Below are 15,093 nucleotides of genomic sequence, written 5' to 3' on the forward strand. Positions count from 1 at the left end.
AACAGGGCCGGTGTGAAAGGGGAAAACGACGTTCAATCGCGCTTCGACCATGAAAACCCGGAAGTTTTGCCTCCGGGTTTGAGAATAGCAGGTGTTTCAGGAGTTCACGACCGGCATATTGCGCTTTTCGGCGGCGGTGCTCCGTTCAAGCAGGCGCGCAGCTTCCTGCTTGTACATGCGCTCCTTGCGGCGGTGCTTGCCTTGTGTGAGCCACGTCACCAGTGAGCCGATGACAACGCCGAGAAGAAGCGCGCCGAACAGCCACAGAAACAGAGGCGCATTATAGGACAGAGCGGGATTGCCCGGATTGAACGGATCGATCGTAAACTGCACCGATGCGCGATTGGCAACCGACAACGCAATCAGAGCCACTGCAAGCGGCACGAGAACGATGATGGCGATGATGCGTTTTGCCGCCATGATGTCTATCAGACTGCGCCGTTGAGACGGTCGCGCAGTTCCTTGCCGGTCTTGAAGAAGGGAACCCACTTTTCTTCCACATCCACCGTTTCGCCGGTGCGCGGATTGCGACCGCTGCGAGCAGGGCGGTTCTTCACCGAAAAGGCGCCGAAGCCGCGCAGCTCAACACGATTGCCTTCGGCAAGAGCGTTTGTGATCTCGTCGAATACCGCGCCCACGATGTTTTCGACATCGCGCTGAAAGAGATGCGGATTACGGCTGGCGATAATCTGAACGAGTTCCGATTTGATCACGGCTTTAAACCCCTGTTCTTCTGTTTGTTTCATCCGGTATCTACCGGATATTGTGTAAGTTTACCTGGCTGGCGTCAATTCGCTTCAGGCGTACCGTCAACGTGCCAAACCGAAAGAAGTCCGTCAAGAAAGATGCGTTCCTTGGCGATCTGCTTCAACATGCCGTCTGCTTCCTGCGGCACGCCAAGAAGGCGTGCACCGGCATGAATGATAAGATCGCGCAGCGAGAAACCCGTTTCACTGCTGACCGGCTTCCATTCCAGACGCGGCAAATCTTTGGAAAGCCCCTTGCTCGCAAGCCAGGCGACCGCTTCCTCTTCACCGCCCAATCCGTCGATCAATTTTTTATCGAGTGCCTGTCGCCCTGTAAAAACCGCGCCATTGGCGAGGGCCAGCGCCTGTTCATGTGTGAACGAACGGCGTTTTTCGACAATGTCCACGAACCATGCATAGGAATCCATGATCATATTGCGGATCATGCCCTTGGCTTCTTCGCTGGCCGGGCTGAAATAATTGGGTTCCGCCTTGAGTGGTGAGGACTTGATGGTTTCGACCTTCACACCGATCGTATCAAGCAGCTTCGAAACATCGGGATACTGGAACAGGACACCAATCGAGCCAACGATGGATGTCTGTCGTGCCACGATGTGGTCCGAAGCGCTGGCAATCATGTAACCGGCGGAAGCTGCAAGGGTTCCTACCTGCGTGACGACCGGCTTTTTCTCGGCAATCTTGCGCACGGCTTCGAAAATCGCTTCGCCGCCCACCGTCGTTCCACCGGGCGAATCGAGAACCAGAATCACGCCTTTGACGGCGTCATCCTTGGCGATCTTGTCGAGACGCTTCAGCAATTCCTCATTCTCGAAGATGGTGCCTTCGATACGAACCTTGGCAATGTGCGGTTGGTTGAAGTTGGTGCCGCGCATGGACCATGAAGCGAAGACGGCAATCAGGGCGGCGATCAAAAGCAGGAAGGCCCCACGCCAGATCGTCAGCTTTCTGCGCAATTTCCGGCGTTCGATAATTGCTTCGGCGTCTTGAGCCATTCCCGTCCATCCGTTCGTTCAAATCGCGCGGCTTGCGCCCCGCAGTTCACCTTGTGCCCCGAATGAGGGCACGCGGCAAGTATCTTCGAAAAATAGGTCTGGTTAGAGATAGTGCCTGAAATACATATTGTAATGAAGCTGTCCGAGATTCTTATGTTCGTTGCCGGATCAGCTCTGGCGGTTGCATTACGCACAGCTGTAATTTGACCGAGTTTTGTGGTATCAAAGAGTTGAATAGCATCCTGCTTAATTCGGTGGGGTGTCAATTGGGCTGAATTATCAAAGGCATAGGCCGTTCCTGCTTGCTGTTTGCGAGGCGGGTGCGGTGTTTTGCGCGGTATAAAGCTATTGAGCGACCGACTATTTCACCCCAAATAAACCTTATTGAAATGAAAAAGCGCGACACACACGCGCTGATTATCGAGTTTTACGAAAGCCGTTGAGGAATTGAACGCCACATGACCGCCGACACCACAGATAGCCATGCGCCGCAGAACGCGACCGCTCAAGGTCGCGGCACGGGTGGCATGCGTTTTGGTGCGTCGGAGAAGGCCGAGACGCTTTTTCATGCTGCGCAGCGCCATTCGATCCGCGTTCGCGTTCTGAAGACAGTCCTTCCTGTCGCCGCAATCATCGTGGGAGCGGTATTCTCTTGGTATACGTTTCTTGCGACGCCGAACGCGCCCGTTAAGGTCGAAGTGAACAATGGCGGCGAAAGCGGAAAGCTTGTCATGACGAGCCCGCACCTGAATGGTTATACCAAGGATAACCGCCCCTATTCGATGACCGCTTCCAAGGCGACGCAGGATGCAAAGAACAGCGGTGCGATTTCGCTTGAAGGCATTTCCGCGGAGCTGCCGGTTGGTGACAAGGGCACGGCCAAGGTCGAGGCAACGTCCGGTGTTTACGACAATGCCAATGGGCGTTTGCAACTTGATAAGGACTTTACTGTTACGACAGACGACGGTTTACGTGCGGTGCTGCGTTCTGCGGACGTAAATCTCAAGAGCGGGCAGATCACCACTGACAAGCCCGTGGATATCCGCAGCGGCAGCACGCATATTCTGGCCGACAGCATGCAGGTCAAGGACAACGGCAAGGTTCTGATTTTCGAGAACAAGGTTCGAATGACTGTTGACGGCAGCGTTGTTTCGCCCAACAAGGCTCCCTGAAAAGGGCGCCTGATTTGAGGATAGGGGAAGCGTTCGGACCGATTCATATCTGTGCGGCGCGGTTGAGTACATTCTGAAACCGGTCCTCGGATCGAAATGTGCTCGAAAACAGATTGTTAGAGCGTGATTCTGATGCAATCGGAATGGTACAGGCTCTAAGCCGCTTTTTTGATCGCATTTTGCGATGCTGAATGTTCCCATTTGGCCGCAAAGTGCTTAATGTTGCGTCTGACCGCATGTCGACCCAGAGATGGTCGAATGCTTCGGGGAGCTGAAATTATATGGAACGCGAGACGGGCAAGATGAACAAGGGTACGATGGCCCGCACTTTGCGGATGGGATTTGCAGTTCTGGCGCTCGGCATTGTCGCGGCTCCGACAGTTTCACTGGCGCAGGAAGGCGCAGCCGTGAACGGCCTGAAGCTTTCCAACAGCAAGGCGCCCGTCAAGATCGACGCTGACAAGCTGGAAATGCGCGACAAGGAAGGCATTGCCATATTCACCGGTAATGTTGCCGTTTCGCAGGGCGACGCCCTGTTGAAGGCAGGCCAGATGACAGTCTATTACAACAAGGCCAAGAAAGACGGCGAAGCACCGGCCCCGGAACCGACAAGTGCTGGCGTGGGCGGCCTCGATTCATCGAGCATCGATCACATCGACATTTCGGGGAAAGTCTATCTCAAGTCCGGGACGCAGGTCGCAACTGGTGATACCGGGCGTTATGATGCGAAAAACCAGGTTATGGTTCTTCAGGGGCAGAAAGTGGTTCTGACCGATGGCGACAATGTCGTGACCGGTTGCAAGCTGACGGCGCATCTCGATACGGGCCGCGCCAATGTCGAAAGCTGCAAGGGCCAGACCAAGGGTCGCGTATCGATTATCATGGCCCCGAAAGATCAACAGCAGGGCGGTGCTGCGCCCAAGCAGAACTGACCGGAGCAGGCGTGGGATTGTTCTGGAACAAGAAGGCCGACGGGCCGCAAGACGCATCGCAAAATGTGAACGCACCATCCGATGTCGCGGGCGCTATGCCCGGCCAGCCGGGTAAGTCGACGCGTCTCAAAGGGACGCTGGTGGCACGCGGTCTCTGCAAGAGCTATCGCGGCCGGCAGGTCGTCAATGGCGTATCGTTCGGTGTGCGTGCTGGCGAAGCTGTCGGTATTCTGGGGCCGAACGGCGCAGGCAAGACCACTTGCTTCTATATGGTGACAGGCCTCGTTCCGGCTGATGCCGGTTCCATCGAGATCGACGGTTTCGACGTCACGTCTATGCCGATGTATCGCCGTTCCCGTCTTGGCATCGGCTATCTGCCGCAGGAAGCATCCATTTTCCGTGGCCTTTCGGTGGAAAACAACATCAAGGCTGTGCTGGAAGTTGTGGAGAAAGATCGCTCCAAACGCGCTTCCGAGCTGGATGCGTTGTTGGAAGAATTTCACATCGCTCATCTGCGCAAGGCGCCTGCCATTTCGCTGTCCGGCGGCGAGCGCCGTCGTCTCGAAATTGCGCGTGCGCTGGCATCGCGCCCAAACTTCATGCTGCTCGATGAACCTTTTGCTGGTGTCGATCCGATTGCCGTTTCGGATATCCAGCAACTCGTTCGCCATCTGACAAGCCGCGGCATCGGCGTTCTGATTACCGACCATAATGTGCGTGAAACGCTCGGCCTTATCGACCGCGCCTACATCATTCACGCCGGTCAGGTGCTGACACATGGTCGTCCTGCCGAAATCGTCGCCAATCCCGACGTGCGCCGGCTTTATCTCGGCGACCAATTCACACTTTAATATTCGGCATTTTCATATCGTCTCAGGCTCCTATGGAAATGCCTTCATTCTGATCAGCCATCGGTTTGAGCCTGTTATGTTCTGTACAAAGTTACAGAAAGTGCCGCTGAACCGCGACTATTTCCCCTTTTGTCCCCAAACCGCACATTCTGAATTGACAAGCAAGGTTCATACCAGTTTTCATTCAAATACGCTTTCAGCTTGAAACGGCTGCGAGCGCACGGCTTATTCCTCTGTATGGACTCAGGTCCCATGTCGATGAGTGCCGTCTGAAGGCCAGATTGCTGTCAAGGATATCTCGCGCGTTGACCATGTGTTCCGCGGTTATTGACAGGGTTTAACGGGGGAGAATAACGCGTCGCATGGCTCTGTCGCCCAAGCTCGATTTCCGTCAATCGCAATCGCTGGTGATGACCCCCCAGCTGATGCAGTCGATCAAGCTGCTGCAGATGACGCATATGGAGCTGGAGCAATTTCTCGACATTGAAATTGAAAAAAATCCGCTGCTGGATCGAATTGAGGCAGCGAATGATGATTTTTCAGGCGCTGAATCAGCACGAGACGGTGCTGAAACCGGCGGAGAGGATGCGGCGTCGGACGACTCGCCGGATGGCGACTGGTTCAAAACAGGCGCTTCGGATAATGCCGAAAATCTCTCATCCACCTTCGACAGCTCGCTTGAAAATATCTTTCCGGATGATCCGGGTCGCTTCGACGAGATCGGTCCCGATCTTGCCGCGCAATGGAAATCGTCCGTCGGTGACGGATATGTTTCAGGTGGCAGTTACGACATCGATCAGGTTACGGCCAGCCGGATTTCATTGAGCGAGCACGTAGCGGAACAGATCACGCTGACTTTTTCCAAAGCGGCAGACCGGTTCATTGCGACGGCGCTCGCCGATGCACTGGACGAGAGCGGCTATCTGCGTGTCGATATTGTCGGTCTGGCCCAGAATCTTGGCGTGGAAACCGTCGAGATCGAGCGCGTTCTTGGAATGATGCAAGGCTTTGATCCGGCAGGACTTTTTGCCCGTGATCTGCGGGAGTGTCTGGCGATACAGCTGCGTCTAAAGGATCGGTTCGATCCAGCTATGGAGGCGTTGATCGACAATCTCGATCTTCTTGCACGGCGGGATTTCGCGACGCTCAAGAAGCTGTGCGGTGTCGATCAGGCCGATATCCTCGATATGCTGACCGAAATCCGCATGCTCGATCCGAAGCCGGGTGCTTTGTTCGAAATCTCCGTGGCCGATGCCATCGTGCCGGACGCACTGGTTACACCGTCGCGTGACGGTGGCTGGACTATTGAACTCAACGCAGCCGCAATGCCACGTCTTATCGTCAACAATGAATATTATGCAGAGGTGAGCACCTCGGTCAAAGCCGAAGAAAAAGCATTTCTCTCGGATTGCATGCAGACCGCGAACTGGCTCGTACGCAGTCTCGACCAGCGCGCGCGCACCATTCTCAAGGTAACACAGGAGATCGTCCGGCAGCAGGACGGCTTTCTGCGTCACGGCGTGACCCACTTGAAGCCGCTCAACCTGCGCACGGTTGCCGACGCGGTCGGTATGCATGAATCGACCATCAGCCGCGTGACGGCGAACAAATTCATGGCCACGCCGCGTGGCGTGTTTGAACTGCGCTATTTCTTTACGGCCTCCATTGCCTCATCCGAGGGCGGCGACGCTCATTCGTCGGAGAGCGTGCGCCATCGTATTCGGCAGATGATCGACGCCGAAAAGCCCGATGACGTGCTGTCCGATGATGCCATCGTGGATGCTCTGAAGAAGGACGGTGTGGATATCGCGCGAAGAACGGTCGCAAAATATCGGGAATCGATGAATATTGCTTCATCGGTTCAGCGCAGGCGTGAAAAGAAGGCAAGATTGTCAGCTTCCTGACTGCGTAGAGCATTTTGCATTCAGGTGGTATCACCTGACGTTGCATAAATGCGGTAATACAAACAGATAGAGCGGAAGCGCGAACGAATGTGAGCGCATTTCGCTCTAGCCAAAATGGTTCCACAGATTGCGCTGAGAAGGGACCGTTTTAAATTACCGATTGTACCTCTAGGGCCTTATTCCCGTATTCGAATAGGGGGGAATGCTCTAAAATTTTGGATCTGTAGCGCTGCTCTTTCAGAAAAATTCGATCTCGATTTGTGGAAAGATCAGCATTGCAAGAGGACCAACTGGCAGGAGGACCAATTGACAAGCGCCATTTCACCCAATAGAAGCCCGGCTCGCGTTGCGGCACGTGTCTGGACGCCCTCATTTCCAGGGCTTCCTGATAAGTCGTCAGCGTGAGTTGGCGAGATGTCAGCAGAAGCACTTGTGTTTCTACGATCGAAAATACGCCAAAGCAGAATTGAAGCATGTCTCCTCAAAGTAGAACCGGTTTGGGGATGAAGACATGGGTTGGACGTTTCCGCCGAATGCGTTTTGCAGACAACGTCCGATAATATCGCTGTAATTTCTGGAAGAAATTGCGGTTGTCCATATGTTTGAAGGAAGGGCAATGTGGCGTTCCGGGAAAATCGGGCCGGAAAAATCCGGGCAACGGACCAGCTACTGGGGCGTTACTTAAAAGAGCAATGTGCGGCAACCATCCCGTAAAGGGGCTATTGATTGGAGCAGTCACGACTTCGACGGCTTTTCGGAAGGTGTTTCAACGCCTCATCGGAAAGTGCGCCTGGCAAGCGTGCATGCACCATGAATTTAGTTGGAAAACGCACAGGACGAAAAGCATCTTTGATGCTGGTTCGCTTTGCGCTTCGCTCGCCTTGTGATTAGACTGAGTCCTGTGGTGTAACGCAAATGAGGTGTGCCAAATGACTCTGCGTGTATCTGGAAAGCATATGGACGTCGGTGAAGCTTTCACAACCCGGATCATTGATCGGGTGAATGAAGCAGTCGGCAAATATTTCGATCATGGCTTTTCCGGACAGGTTACGGTCACCAAGTCCGGTTCGCGTTACAGTGCGGATTGCACCTTGCACCTCGATAGTGGTGCAACTCTGCAAAGCACTGGCGACGCGCAGGATCCGCAGCTGGCTTTTGAAGCGGCCGCGGACAAGATCGAAACCCGCCTTCGCCGCTATAAGCGTCGTCTGAAATCGCGCCCGGCTACGCAGCCAGATGCGATCTATGATGACGTTGCATATCGTGTTATGGCACCGCTGTCGGAGGAAGAGGAGGATCTTCCGGCGGATTATGCGCCGACAATTGTTGCGGAATCGTCCGTCGCCCTGCGCACCATGTCGGTGGCGTCGGCGGTTGTGGAACTGGATCTGATCGAGAACCCGGTTCTGGTATTCCGCAATGCCGGCAATGATGAAGTTAACATCGTCTACCGTCGCGCGGACGGCAATATCGGCTGGGTCGATCCATCGATGGTCACCCGCCAGGCCGCGCCACGCGCCTGACGGCAAACCTGAAGCGCACGCAGCAGATCGCGATTAGGCGGCCGCGTGCGCTTCCCAAAACCGGGCCGCAAAGGCCTGATTGAAGAAGGAACGGAGAGAATGGATCTTAGTGATCTGATTCAGCCTGGGGCGATTATCCCGGCGCTGAAAGCCAGCTCCAAAAAACAGCTTTTGCAGATTCTGTCTGAAAAGGCTGCGGAACTGACCGGTCTCCCTGAGCGTGAAGTTTTCGAAACAATTCTCCAGCGTGAGCGCCTCGGTTCTACCGGGGTGGGCAATGGCGTTGCCATTCCGCACGGCAAGCTGGCGAACATCAACAAAATAGCCGGAATTTTCGCTCGTCTGGAAACCCCGGTCGATTTCGAGGCGCTGGACGATCAACCCGTCGATCTTGTTTTTCTGCTTCTCGCGCCGGAGAATGCCGGCGCGGATCACCTGAAGGCACTCTCGCGCATCGCCCGTATGCTGCGCGATGCCGATACGGTTGCCAAATTGCGCGGCACACATGACGCGCAGGCGCTCTATTCATTCCTGACAGCTCAGCCTGCTTCCAACGCCGCCTGAGTTCAAATAGTTTCTCGTAGACAAAACCGCCGTTCGGCTTGAACGGCGGTTTTGTTTGTTTGCTCGCAGAAACGAATTGGCAGGGAAGGAAAAAACAGTCCGAGCAGAAGCATATTTCTTCTGCCTCAAGACGACTTGCGGCATTTGTATACGCCACGATCTTCCGTACTGATTTCATACGGAAGCGCGATACCGGCGATGGCCGGTATCGCGTCTATCCTTAGTGCAGCATTACCGTGCGCAGTTCATGGTCTTGCGCGCCTTGTAGCGCGGTGGCGCGGACATCGGAGAGCACGATTGGCTCGCCGCTGGCGCCAAAAAGCGCCCAGAGTTCAAGGCCCGGCTCTATCGGTGGGAGGGCAGGGAAGCTGCGGGCAAGGTCATCTGAACGGATCTTGCGCACATAGGCAACTTCACCTTCGCCGAGATGGGCGAATTCATTTTCGGTGAATATATGTCTGTTCATGGTCTTAGCCTCCATTTCGTCGGCATGTCATTTGCGACCATGCCGCATCAGAGCTTCACATTCTCAATATAGCGGTATTGTGCTGAACAAAAACTGAACAAGCTCAGTCTTTCACCGCTATGCTGATTCGTTTAACCAGCCGTTCGGGTTCGGGGCGGTCGAGATCGATGGCCAAAAGGCCGTTTTTCAGGTCGCAACCGAGAACCCGCATACCGTCTGCCAGGACGAAAACGCGCTGAAACTGTCGGGCAGCGATGCCACGATGCAGAAATTCCCGTTCGGTATCGTCGGTCTGGCGTCCGCGGATGACGAGCTGATTGTCTTCCGTCATGACTTCGAGGTCTTCGCTGGCAAAACCGGCCACCGCCAAAGTGATGCGCAGACGTTCGGAACCCGTCTCGCCGCGCAGGCGTTCAATATTGTAGGGCGGATAACCGTCGCCGGATTTTGCGATCCGTTCCAGCGTTTTTTCCATCGTGTCGAATCCGAGCAGCAAAGGGCTCGAAAACGGTGTCATTCTTGTCATTGCATCAGTCCTTGATGAGAAGCGACCGTTATGAAGAGAACCCTTACGGCGTATCTCCTCGCTAACTGATATGGCTTGTGAAAAGCCTGACTTCAAGGGCCAATCCGGATTCCTTCGTTTCAACTTAAAACGAAGGAGAGGTTCAGGATACCCGGCAATATTAGGGTCAGGACCTATTAATCTGGTGAAAATGGTGTGAGGCCATCCATTCGGATACGAGGAGAAAAGGCGAAGGAAATGTGGTTCATTTTCGAGCTTTTTCGACAAAGTAGCCGGGTGGATGGACCACATCCTCTGGACACCGAAATGACTGGCGATCTGCTGCGTCGAACCGCTTGACCGGGGAAACCACCCCGTTCTTCGCGTCTCTCCTAGCAGCCCTTGTCATTTCAGGTGCCATTTCCATCAAATTAATAGGTCCTGACCCTAGGGTGTTGCTATCGTCGTGCTTCTGAAAGCGCTGCGCCGAAAGCTGTCGCAAAGCTTTCGCGATCATCCGGGGAGAGGAAGTTTCCGATCACTACACTCGCTTCACGGCTTTCGACGCTCATACCGGTAATTCCGATATCCGGCTTTCGCGCAACCTTGAATCGCGTCCAGAATGGATTGAAACGATGCGCAGTCAGCTTACCGGACGCTGCATATTTGCGAATATACAGGGTGGAACGCGACATGGAAATTTCCTCGCGGGCACGGGCTGCGCGGTAATTCCAGCGAAAAGCCAGATAGATCAGCAGTACATCGAGACCGAAAAATCCGAAGATCGGCCATGCGCCGATGGACCAGAAAAGAATACCGACGAACATCCAGCAGCCGATCAGAGCGCTCATCAATATGGTGAAGCCCGTACGTCCCAGCGAACGATAGGGGGTGAGGAGAGCTTCGAAAATGGGTTTGTCGAACCGGTCAGGTTCTGCGCCGTCTGGGTGATGCATAGCATTCAGGTCGTCTGGCAGATTGTCCCGGCCTATACTGGCCTGCGGCAAGCTGCTGATTGTTTTGTCGATCAAGAAACTATTATAGAGACGGAATGGAAAAGGCCAAAATCAAATCGCCTGTGAACGTCTCTGCCGCCACCCGCCCTCAACGTCGGGTGCGTGGTACGCTTTATACAGCAGACGAAATTCATGAGATATTTCGCCGTTTCTCCATTCAGAGACCGGAGCCGAAGGGCGAGCTTGAGCATGTGAATGCTTTTACGCTTCTTGTCGCCGTGGTCTTGTCGGCACAGGCCACCGATGCCGGGGTCAACAAGGCGACGCGCGGGCTCTTCGCAATTGCCGATACGCCGCAGAAAATGCTGGCGCTGGGCGAAGAGAAAGTCGGCGACCACATTCGCACCATTGGTCTTTGGCGGAACAAGGCAAAGAACGTCATTCTCCTGTCCGAAGCCTTAATCCGCGATCATGGCGGAGAAGTGCCGGGGGACCGGGACGAACTGGTAAAGCTGCCGGGTGTTGGCCGCAAGACTGCCAATGTGGTGCTGAATATGGCTTTCGGCCAGCCGACAATGGCGGTGGACACGCATATCCTGCGTATCGGCAATCGGATTGGTCTTGCGCCGGGAAAAACGCCAGAGGCCGTGGAAGCCATCCTCGTTCGGGTCATCCCCGCAGAATATATGCTTCATGCGCATCACTGGCTGATCTTGCATGGGCGTTACGTGTGCAAGGCGCGCAAGCCGGAATGCGAGAAATGTGTGATTGCCGATATCTGCAAATATCCGGCGAAAACCTGCGACATTCCTGCGCCGCTTATCCCCTTGCCACCGCAGGCGTGAGCCGGGCTTCGCGTTGCGAGACAGCCTTGTGCAGATGGACCATCATCGTTGCCGCGAAAAGCGGTGTCAGCAGATTGACGATGGGGATAGCCATGAAGCCTGCAATCAGCAGCCCGGCCAGAAAGACGGTTACGCTATAATGCGACCGTAGCGCCTTGGCCTCGGCTTCGGAATGATAACGCATAGCGGCAAACTCGAAGAATTCCCGCCCGAGCAGATAGGCATTGATGACGAAGAAGGCGATCAGATTGACGCCGGGTATGAACAGCATGAACAGGGCGACGATGTTGCCGAGGATGACGATACCGAGGAATTTCAGCGAAACAACGATAGAGCGGCCGGTCGGCAAAGGCGTACCGGGTGGATCGTTCGGATAGTCTTCGCGTTCGACCACTTCGGCGACGTCATCGAGAAAGAGACCTGCCACAAGTGCAGTGACAGGTGCGATCATCAATGCGAGAACAAGCGCCAGACCGAGGCCTGCGACAATGGCTGCAACAATGCCGAGCCAGCCTGCCCATTCCGGCATGCCGGGCAGTATCTGCTCCATCCACGGCCAGGCAAAAGTAAAAAAGATTTGACGAACTGCCGCCCAAAGACCGATCAGCAGCAACAGCGTCAAACCGAGGGTCTTCCAGAAAACTGCACGCAATTCTGGCGTGGTCAGGCGTTTCAGAGCTTTCAATGCAGCATCTAAGATCATTTTCGACCCAATTCCGACTGTGGACGAAGATGGAAATAGGTATGCCTTCATCTTGGCGCAAGCTGCACTACCCACAATGCGGGAGGCTTGCAGGGTAGCCAAAGGGGTTTCAAACCGCTAAACCGGCACCCACATGACTGCCGCATATCCGGCCCAACGCATGTCGCGGAAAAATGCATAGCGACTTTTCCGATGACGATCTGTTTTGCCGGATAGGAGACTAATTAAAAGGGGAGCTTCTCGCGCTCATGGCCACATTCGACGTTCTTTGCATCGGCAATGCCATTGTCGATATTCTTTCGCGCACTGATGACTCTTTTCTGGAAACGAATGGAATCGTCAAAGGCGCGATGAACCTGATCGATGCAGAGCGTGCTGAATTGCTCTATGGCCGGATTGCAGGTCCGGCAACAGAAATGTCGGGTGGCAGTGCCGGAAATACGGCAGCCGGCGTCGCGAGCCTTGGCGGACGCTCGGCCTATTTCGGCAAGGTTGCGACCGATCACCTGGGCCGTGTTTTCGCGCATGATATCCGCGCGCAAGGCGTTGCATTCGACACCCGTCCGCTGGAAAAGGGATCGCCGACTGCTCGCTCCATGATTTTCGTGACGCCGGATGGCGAACGCTCGATGAACACCTATCTCGGTGCCTGCGTGGAACTCGGACCGGAAGATGTCGAAACCTCCAAGGTGTCCGATGCGAAGGTGACCTATTTCGAAGGCTATCTGTGGGACCCGCCGCGCGCGAAGGAAGCCATCGTCATGGCATCGAAGATCGCGCACGAAAAGAAGCGCCAGATGGCGATGACGCTTTCCGATCCGTTCTGTGTCGACCGGTATCGCGAAGAGTTTCTGGAACTCATGCGCTCGCGCACTGTCGATATCGTTTTCGCCAATGAGGATGAGGCCAAGTCGCTCTATAAGACGAAGTCGCTTGAAACGGCGATTGCCTCCATGCGCATGGACTGCGCGCTTTCGATCATCACCCGTTCGGAAAAAGGTGCGGTCGTCGTCACACCTGACCAGACCTTGACCGTCCCAGCCATTGAAATCGACGCGCTGGTCGATACGACCGGCGCAGGCGATCTCTACGCAGCTGGTTTCCTTTACGGTTATACGAACGAGCGTTCACTGGAAGATTGCGCCCGTCTTGGTTCATTGGCGGCGGGGCTTATTATCCAGCAGATGGGGCCGCGTCCGCAGCTCAGCCTGCAGGCTGCTGCAGGTCAGGCTGGCCTTGTTTAAGATTTATTCCGGCCTGATGATCCGGTCGCGCTGAAGCTCTTCTTCAGTGCGTCCGGGGCGGCTTTTATAGACGGGCAATGTCCAGCCGAAATAAAGTGCGCCGCCGCGAATGAGAAACGCGGTCAGAGCCGCTGCAATCGCACATATAGCTGGCTCGACCTGCAACCAGGCAAGCAGGACATAGAGACACGCACCGGCAAGCGAAGCCGTGACATAGATTTCGCGACGCATTAGCACGGAAGGCTCGCCCGCCACCATATCGCGCAATATGCCGCCCAGAGTGGCTGTTGAAATGCCGGTCACAATGGCGACGGATGGTCCGAAACCGAGCGCCAGTCCCTTGGCTGCACCTATTACGGTATAGGCGGCCATACCAATGGCATCGAGCCAGAGCAGGACGCGATAGCGCGATTCGACCATGTGTGCGGTGAAATAGACAAAGATGGCCGCCAGCGTACCCGCCAGCAGATAAGTCGGCTCGACAACCCAGAAAACCGGTGCACCGAGGACGAGATCGCGGAACGTTCCGCCGCCAATACCGGTGATATTGGCAAGGAACAGAAAACCGATGATGTCGAGCTGGCGTCGCGATGCTGCAAGAGCGCCGGTCGCAGCGAAAACGAAAACGCCTGCGAAGTTCAAAAACTCAGGAATCGTCACGCTGCAGGTCTCCTCCACACTTCCAGTGACAATTTTTCACCGGTTCGCGCCAATAGCAATATGCACATTAGAGCATAATCCGACCGGAGTGAAACGAGGATCGATAAGATTATGATTAAAATAGAATAGGTTAGACCGCTGATCCGATCCAGTCAGATCGAAATGCGCTTTATCGCAAACTGGACTGCAGATATGAAAAGAGCGGCAGACAAAGCCGCCGCTCCAATACTCATCCGTTATTGCTGAAATAATCAGCCATTGCCTTCGGAAGCGCCATTGTCGGCAGTCGCCTTCGGGCCGCCTTTGGAGACACCGACCATGGCCGGGCGCAGAACACGGTCGCCGATGGCGTAACCATCTTGCACGACCTGCACGACGGTGTTGTTCGGCAAATCCGGATTAGGCACTTCGAACATGGCCTGATGGAAGTTCGGATCGAACTTCTCGCCTTCCGGTTCAAGTTTCTTGACGCCGTGACGCTCCAGAGCCTGCAGCATGGCGCGTTCGGTCATTTCGACGCCGTCTGCGAGCGACTTCAGGCTGGCATCGGTCGCCAGAGCATCAGCAGGAATAGCGTCGAGCGCGCGGCGGAGATTGTCAGAGACCGACAGCATGTCGCGAGCGAAGTTGGTCACGGCATAGGTGCGCGCATCTTGCACATCGCGCTGGGTGCGCTTGCGAAGGTTTTCCATCTCGGCTGCAGCACGCAGGAGCTGATCCTTCAGCTCGCCATTGTCAGCTTCGAGCATCGCGATCCGGTTTGCGGTTTCATCTACCGCCGCCTCAGCTTCATCCTCGGCAACTTCCGCACGAGCTTCAGCCTTGCGCGCTTTCAGAAAATCGTCGGCAGCTCGGTTCAGCGCCTCACGATCCCGGGGATTGTTGATGTCGCGCTGCTCAAGATCGGGGTTCTGGGATTTGTTTTTTTCGTCAGCCATAATGCTACTTCCGTCTTGAATATCTTCTGGGGCGGATATCGAGTTTCATGCCAGTAAAATCAAGGTCTATT

At 55.0% G+C, this 15,093-nt stretch carries 17 protein-coding genes; 8 read left to right on the top strand and 9 right to left on the bottom strand.

Going from position 1 to position 15,093, the window contains the following annotated elements; all coding sequences use genetic code 11:
- Positions 1 to 96: 96 nt before the first annotated feature.
- The 3 genes from LJ361_RS00845 to sppA all read right to left on the bottom strand — a co-directional run bounded on the left by LJ361_RS00845 (position 97) and on the right by sppA (position 1,759).
- A complete protein-coding gene (locus LJ361_RS00845; protein WP_010657999.1) occupies positions 97 to 420 on the bottom strand; it encodes a lipopolysaccharide assembly protein LapA domain-containing protein in 324 nt (107 codons plus the stop codon).
- A gap of 8 nt (positions 421 to 428) precedes the next feature.
- Positions 429 to 713, bottom strand: coding sequence for an integration host factor subunit beta (locus tag LJ361_RS00850; protein WP_004687882.1), 285 nt, complete (start codon positions 711 to 713; stop codon positions 429 to 431).
- A gap of 74 nt (positions 714 to 787) precedes the next feature.
- Entirely contained in the window at positions 788 to 1,759 is a 972-nt protein-coding gene (gene sppA / locus LJ361_RS00855) for a signal peptide peptidase SppA (protein ID WP_010658000.1), read from the bottom strand.
- A gap of 458 nt (positions 1,760 to 2,217) precedes the next feature.
- On the opposite strand from sppA, the gene lptC reads away from it, so the two are divergent.
- The 6 genes from lptC (at position 2,218) to ptsN (ending at position 8,705) form a co-directional block, all read left to right on the top strand.
- Positions 2,218 to 2,931: an LPS export ABC transporter periplasmic protein LptC gene (lptC, locus tag LJ361_RS00860; RefSeq protein ID WP_029375853.1), complete on the top strand. Its 714-nt coding sequence runs from the start codon at positions 2,218 to 2,220 to the stop codon at positions 2,929 to 2,931.
- Positions 2,932 to 3,212: 281 nt separating this feature from the next.
- Entirely contained in the window at positions 3,213 to 3,863 is a 651-nt protein-coding gene (locus LJ361_RS00865; protein ID WP_011982370.1) for an LptA/OstA family protein, read from the top strand.
- Between the two features lie 11 nt (positions 3,864 to 3,874).
- Positions 3,875 to 4,714, top strand: coding sequence for an LPS export ABC transporter ATP-binding protein (gene lptB, locus LJ361_RS00870; protein WP_010658003.1), 840 nt, complete (start codon positions 3,875 to 3,877; stop codon positions 4,712 to 4,714).
- A 362-nt stretch (positions 4,715 to 5,076) separates the two neighbouring features.
- Positions 5,077 to 6,618, top strand: coding sequence for an RNA polymerase factor sigma-54 (rpoN, locus tag LJ361_RS00875; protein WP_010658004.1), 1,542 nt, complete (start codon positions 5,077 to 5,079; stop codon positions 6,616 to 6,618).
- A 929-nt stretch (positions 6,619 to 7,547) separates the two neighbouring features.
- Positions 7,548 to 8,141 carry a ribosome hibernation-promoting factor, HPF/YfiA family gene (hpf, locus tag LJ361_RS00880; RefSeq protein WP_010658005.1) on the top strand — a complete coding sequence of 198 codons (594 nt, stop codon included), beginning with the start codon at positions 7,548 to 7,550 and terminating at the stop codon, positions 8,139 to 8,141.
- A 99-nt stretch (positions 8,142 to 8,240) separates the two neighbouring features.
- A complete protein-coding gene (ptsN, locus tag LJ361_RS00885; RefSeq protein WP_006465889.1) occupies positions 8,241 to 8,705 on the top strand; it encodes a PTS IIA-like nitrogen regulatory protein PtsN in 465 nt (154 codons plus the stop codon).
- A gap of 220 nt (positions 8,706 to 8,925) precedes the next feature.
- Here the strand turns inward: ptsN and LJ361_RS00890 are convergent, their stop codons facing one another.
- The 3 genes from LJ361_RS00890 to LJ361_RS00900 all read right to left on the bottom strand — a co-directional run bounded on the left by LJ361_RS00890 (position 8,926) and on the right by LJ361_RS00900 (position 10,632).
- Positions 8,926 to 9,171 carry a DUF1150 family protein gene (locus LJ361_RS00890; RefSeq protein ID WP_010658006.1) on the bottom strand — a complete coding sequence of 82 codons (246 nt, stop codon included), beginning with the start codon at positions 9,169 to 9,171 and terminating at the stop codon, positions 8,926 to 8,928.
- A gap of 103 nt (positions 9,172 to 9,274) precedes the next feature.
- The gene (locus LJ361_RS00895; protein ID WP_010658007.1) at positions 9,275 to 9,697 is read right to left on the bottom strand and encodes an Hsp20 family protein; all 423 of its coding nucleotides are present in this window, start codon (positions 9,695 to 9,697) and stop codon (positions 9,275 to 9,277) included.
- A 437-nt stretch (positions 9,698 to 10,134) separates the two neighbouring features.
- Entirely contained in the window at positions 10,135 to 10,632 is a 498-nt protein-coding gene (locus tag LJ361_RS00900) for a DUF2244 domain-containing protein (RefSeq protein ID WP_010658008.1), read from the bottom strand.
- A gap of 95 nt (positions 10,633 to 10,727) precedes the next feature.
- Between LJ361_RS00900 and nth the strand changes: the two genes are divergently transcribed.
- Positions 10,728 to 11,477 carry an endonuclease III gene (gene nth, locus LJ361_RS00905; RefSeq protein WP_010658009.1) on the top strand — a complete coding sequence of 250 codons (750 nt, stop codon included), beginning with the start codon at positions 10,728 to 10,730 and terminating at the stop codon, positions 11,475 to 11,477.
- Here nth and LJ361_RS00910 read toward each other — a convergent pair.
- Complete coding sequence (locus tag LJ361_RS00910; protein ID WP_010658010.1) at positions 11,452 to 12,180, bottom strand: sulfate transporter family protein; 729 nt, start codon at positions 12,178 to 12,180, stop codon at positions 11,452 to 11,454. The genes nth and LJ361_RS00910 overlap by 26 nt on opposite strands.
- Before the next feature lie 248 nt (positions 12,181 to 12,428).
- Between LJ361_RS00910 and LJ361_RS00915 the strand changes: the two genes are divergently transcribed.
- Entirely contained in the window at positions 12,429 to 13,424 is a 996-nt protein-coding gene (locus tag LJ361_RS00915) for an adenosine kinase (RefSeq protein WP_010658011.1), read from the top strand.
- 3 nt (positions 13,425 to 13,427) lie between these two features.
- Here LJ361_RS00915 and LJ361_RS00920 read toward each other — a convergent pair whose 3' ends face one another.
- Together LJ361_RS00920 and grpE are read right to left on the bottom strand one after the other, a co-directional pair.
- The gene (locus tag LJ361_RS00920; protein WP_010658012.1) at positions 13,428 to 14,084 is read right to left on the bottom strand and encodes a trimeric intracellular cation channel family protein; all 657 of its coding nucleotides are present in this window, start codon (positions 14,082 to 14,084) and stop codon (positions 13,428 to 13,430) included.
- Between the two features lie 251 nt (positions 14,085 to 14,335).
- Positions 14,336 to 15,022 carry a nucleotide exchange factor GrpE gene (gene grpE / locus LJ361_RS00925; protein ID WP_010658013.1) on the bottom strand — a complete coding sequence of 229 codons (687 nt, stop codon included), beginning with the start codon at positions 15,020 to 15,022 and terminating at the stop codon, positions 14,336 to 14,338.
- Positions 15,023 to 15,093: the final 71 nt, after the last annotated feature.

It is taken from the genome of Brucella sp. JSBI001, from assembly GCF_026014005.1.
Lineage (GTDB): Bacteria > Pseudomonadota > Alphaproteobacteria > Rhizobiales > Rhizobiaceae > Brucella > Brucella anthropi.